Origin of the sequence: Eudoraea sp. (assembly GCF_049665975.1) — a bacterium.
GTDB lineage: Bacteria > Bacteroidota > Bacteroidia > Flavobacteriales > Flavobacteriaceae > Eudoraea.
Genome location: NZ_JBATGR010000186.1, coordinates 1 through 3,737 on the forward strand (window position 1 = coordinate 1; position 3,737 = coordinate 3,737).

Below are 3,737 nucleotides of genomic sequence, written 5' to 3' on the forward strand. Positions count from 1 at the left end.
TCGTTGTGGTTTCTACCGTTTTACTAAGCGATGTCCCGGTTTTTAAAACAGGTTGTATTACAAAATCACCCTCATCTAATGTTGGAACAAATTAGCCGCCTAGTGATATAAAAAGGGGTATAGTTAATAATAAGATTAAAGACGCAAGACCTAACACTATTTTTTTTCTTTTAAATGCCCAGTGGATTACCGGATCAAAAGATTTATTGAGCCAGCGCATTAATTGAACTGAAATGTTCTTTTTAGAAGGATCTGAAGGTTTCAGGAACATTGATGATACTACCGGAACATAGGTAAAACATAAGATCATTGCACCAATAAGGGCGAAACTAAATGTTAATGCCATAGGGCGGAACATTTTACCTTCAACTCCGCTTAGTGAAAGAATAGGGATGAAAACGATCAGGATGATAAACTGACCAAAAATTGCGGAGTTCATCATCTTGGAGGCCCCTTGGTAAGTTATTTTATCTGTGAATTTTATTTTTTCAGAATGAGATAATTTACTCATCTCATCCCGTTTTCCGGAGATTTGAAATGCAATGAATTCAACAATAATTACTGCCCCATCTATAATTATTCCAAAGTCGATGGCACCTAAGCTCATCAAATTTGCATCAACATCAAAAAGGTACATCATAAAAATAGCAAATAGCAGACTGAGCGGAATTACGGAGGCTACCACTAAACCTGAACGTAAATTGCCCAATAGCAGGACCACAACAAAAATTACGATCAGACAGCCAAAAATCAAATTTTCAGTCACCGTAAAAGTTGTTTTATTTATAAGCTCACTTCTATCCAGGAAGGCGTTGATTTGTACCCCTTCAGGTAATGTTTTTGAGATTGTTGAAACTCGTTCTTTAACGGCATCAATAACCTTTTTGGAGTTTGCGTCTTTAAGCATCATTACCTGCCCCAAAACCTTTTCACCCTCGCCATTGGCTGTGATAGCTCCAAAACGTGTGGCACTTCCGAAACCAACTTTAGCTACATCTTTTATGTAGATTGGGATTGAATTCTGATTTTTTACTACAATGTTTTCAATGTCTTCCAAAGAAGTGGCTAAGCCTTCGCCACGAATAAAATAGGCCTGATTTACTTTTTCGATATAACCACCACCTGTAACACTATTGTTCAATTCCAGAGCGTTTATGACCTCTTTTGCAGTGATTTTCATCGCGTTTAGTTTTTCCGTACTAATTGCAACTTCATATTGTTTTAAAAATCCTCCCCAGGTATTCACTTCAACAACCCCGGGAATACCTGAGAGTTGTCTTTTTACCACCCAATCCTGAATAGTTCTTAAGTCTACAGTCGAATATTTTCCTTTATATCCGGGTTTTACATCAAGGATATACTGATAGATTTCTCCTAGTCCCGTAGTAATAGGCCCCATTTCCGGGCTACCGAAACCTTCAGGGATTTTCTCCGAGGCAGATTTAATTTTTTCGGCAATTAACTGACGGGGCAGATATGTTCCCATTTTATCTTCAAAGACAATGGTCACAACCGATAACCCAAATTTAGAAATAGACCTGATTTCCAAAACACCGGGTAAATTCGCCATTTCAAGCTCAACAGGATAGGTAATAAACTGCTCCATATCCTGGGTAGATAGACTTCTCGAAGTGGTAATTACCTGAACCTGATTATTGGTAACATCCGGAACGGCACCAATAGATATCTGGGTTAGGGAATACAGCCCAAATCCAACTAAAATCAGGGTGAATAAGAGGACAATAAACTTCTTCTTAATACTGAATTCTATAATACGTGATAACATAATCCATGGAATAATGATTGATAATCATGCATAATTAGTAAGGAAAATTATGCCTAGGAAAAAAATAAACGAAGATGAATTATACCGCGCGGGGGGGTTGGAAAGGGGCTTCTTTCTCGCAATTAGAATATGAAGCCTGATAAAAGAAATCTGTAGCTGAAGTTACCAAATCGTCAACGGGTTTAATATTATAAGCTTGTAAATCCTTTATCATGAAAGCGGAAAGCAAGGTCATATGTGGTTGGTGTTGAAATGGCAATTCTTCGTGTTCTTGTTTTTCTTCCTGATGTTTTTTATTGTGATCCGCTTCAAGCTCACCATAATGCTTTGAGATAAAGACAAACAAATTATCCCCATATTTTTCAGAATGAAATTTAGCATGCTCTATTAATTCACTAAGATCAACAAGATCTCTGATACAAATGTTGAAGCTTTGTATCAGAATAAGGAAGGAAGCCGCTAAGGAAACTAGTTTTACCATCATAATCCTAAAGTAAATATACGACAATCTTAAATATTCTATTTAAACCTCTTCCTCTTCAACAATTTCATAAGGGATAGTCTCTATTATATAACTCAGGGCCTTAATTCTGGCATCTGTTTTTCTATCGGCATTTATAATAACCCAAGGAGAATCTTTTAAATGAGTGTGATCAAACATTTTTACTTTGAATTCAGTGTATTCATCCCACAATTCCTGGGCTTTTTCGTCTACCGCGGTCATTTTCCACTTTTTTAGAGGATCAGATTTAATCTCCTTAAACCGAAAAGCTTGTTCCTCTTTGGAAATTGAAAAATAGAATTTTATTAAATAAGTATCCGAATCCATGATCATTCTTTCAAAACTATTTACCTGTTTCATAAAATTCTGATACTGCTGCTTAGTGCAAAAGCCATTCACTGGTTCTACAACCGCACGGTTATACCAACTTCGGTCAAAAAAGACCATTTCTCCGGGTTTTGGAAGTTTGTTTACATAACGCTGAAAATACCATTGCCCCGTTTCCTCGACAGTTGGTTTGGGTAAGGCCACTATCCTGTATTGCCTGGGGTTAATATATGCGGTGATTCTTCTTATGGCTCCTCCTTTACCCGCCGCATCCCGGCCTTCAAAAATTACAACTATTTTTTTGTTTTTTGCTATTACCCAATTTTGAAGCTTAATAAGTTCTGTTTGAAGTTCTTTAATTTTTAGTTCGTGCTTCGTTAATCGCAAGGCCTTTTCAACATTAGTCTTCTTATCAGATAATAGACTTCTCAATCCAATAGGGGAGTTAAGCAATGAAATATCATCTTCACTAAGTTGAATTTGTTTTGTGTCCTTTGATGTCATTTTCTATATGTCAATTTGTTCAATATGCCTGTAATACCTGAGAACTATGTTAGGATCTGGTAATATGCTGGTTTTGTGTTTTGTTTTTCGCGTATAATCAAACTTGGAAAGTACATAACGAATACTCTCAAGACGGGCAGTCTTTTTGCTGTTAGCCTTAACAATTATCCATGGACTGAAAGTGGTATGTGTCTTGGAAAACATTTGTTCTTTATAATAACTGTATTTATCCCACAAAGCCTGTCCTTTTTTATCTACCGGACTAAATTTCCATTTTTTTAAAGGATTTAATAACCGACTTTCTATTCGCTTTTTTTGTTCTTTTTTGGAAATAGAAAACCAAAATTTTATAAGCTGAACGCCATCTTCATAGAGCATATGTTCAAACCCCGGAACCTGGACCATAAATTGATTATAATCTTGCTTATTGCAAAAGCCCATTACGGGTTCAACTACCGCTCTGTTATACCAACTCCTGTCAAAAAAAACAATCTCACCCGGATTTGGAAGTTCTTTAATATATCTCCTAAAATACCATTGACCCCCTTCTACGTCGGTAGGTTTAGAAAGTGCAACAACTCTCATTGACCTGGGATTAAGGTGTTCGGTAAAACGTTT

Annotated in this window: 3 protein-coding genes and 1 pseudogene; all 4 read right to left on the reverse strand. The window is 36.5% G+C overall.

Annotated elements, in window-relative coordinates; all coding sequences use genetic code 11:
- Window positions 1-1,786: pseudogene (locus WBN20_RS07065) on the reverse strand (efflux RND transporter permease subunit); the annotation flags it as partial.
- Between the two features lie 79 nt (window positions 1,787-1,865).
- Complete coding sequence (locus WBN20_RS07070) at window positions 1,866-2,270, reverse strand: hypothetical protein (protein ID WP_424273776.1); 405 nt, start codon at window positions 2,268-2,270, stop codon at window positions 1,866-1,868.
- Between the two features lie 39 nt (window positions 2,271-2,309).
- Window positions 2,310-3,119, reverse strand: coding sequence for a polyphosphate kinase 2 (gene ppk2, locus WBN20_RS07075; RefSeq protein WP_424274584.1), 810 nt, complete (start codon window positions 3,117-3,119; stop codon window positions 2,310-2,312).
- Between the two features lie 3 nt (window positions 3,120-3,122).
- Window positions 3,123-3,737, reverse strand: a 615-nt coding sequence (locus WBN20_RS07080) for a polyphosphate kinase 2 (protein WP_424281192.1), incomplete at its 5' end; no start/stop codon positions are given.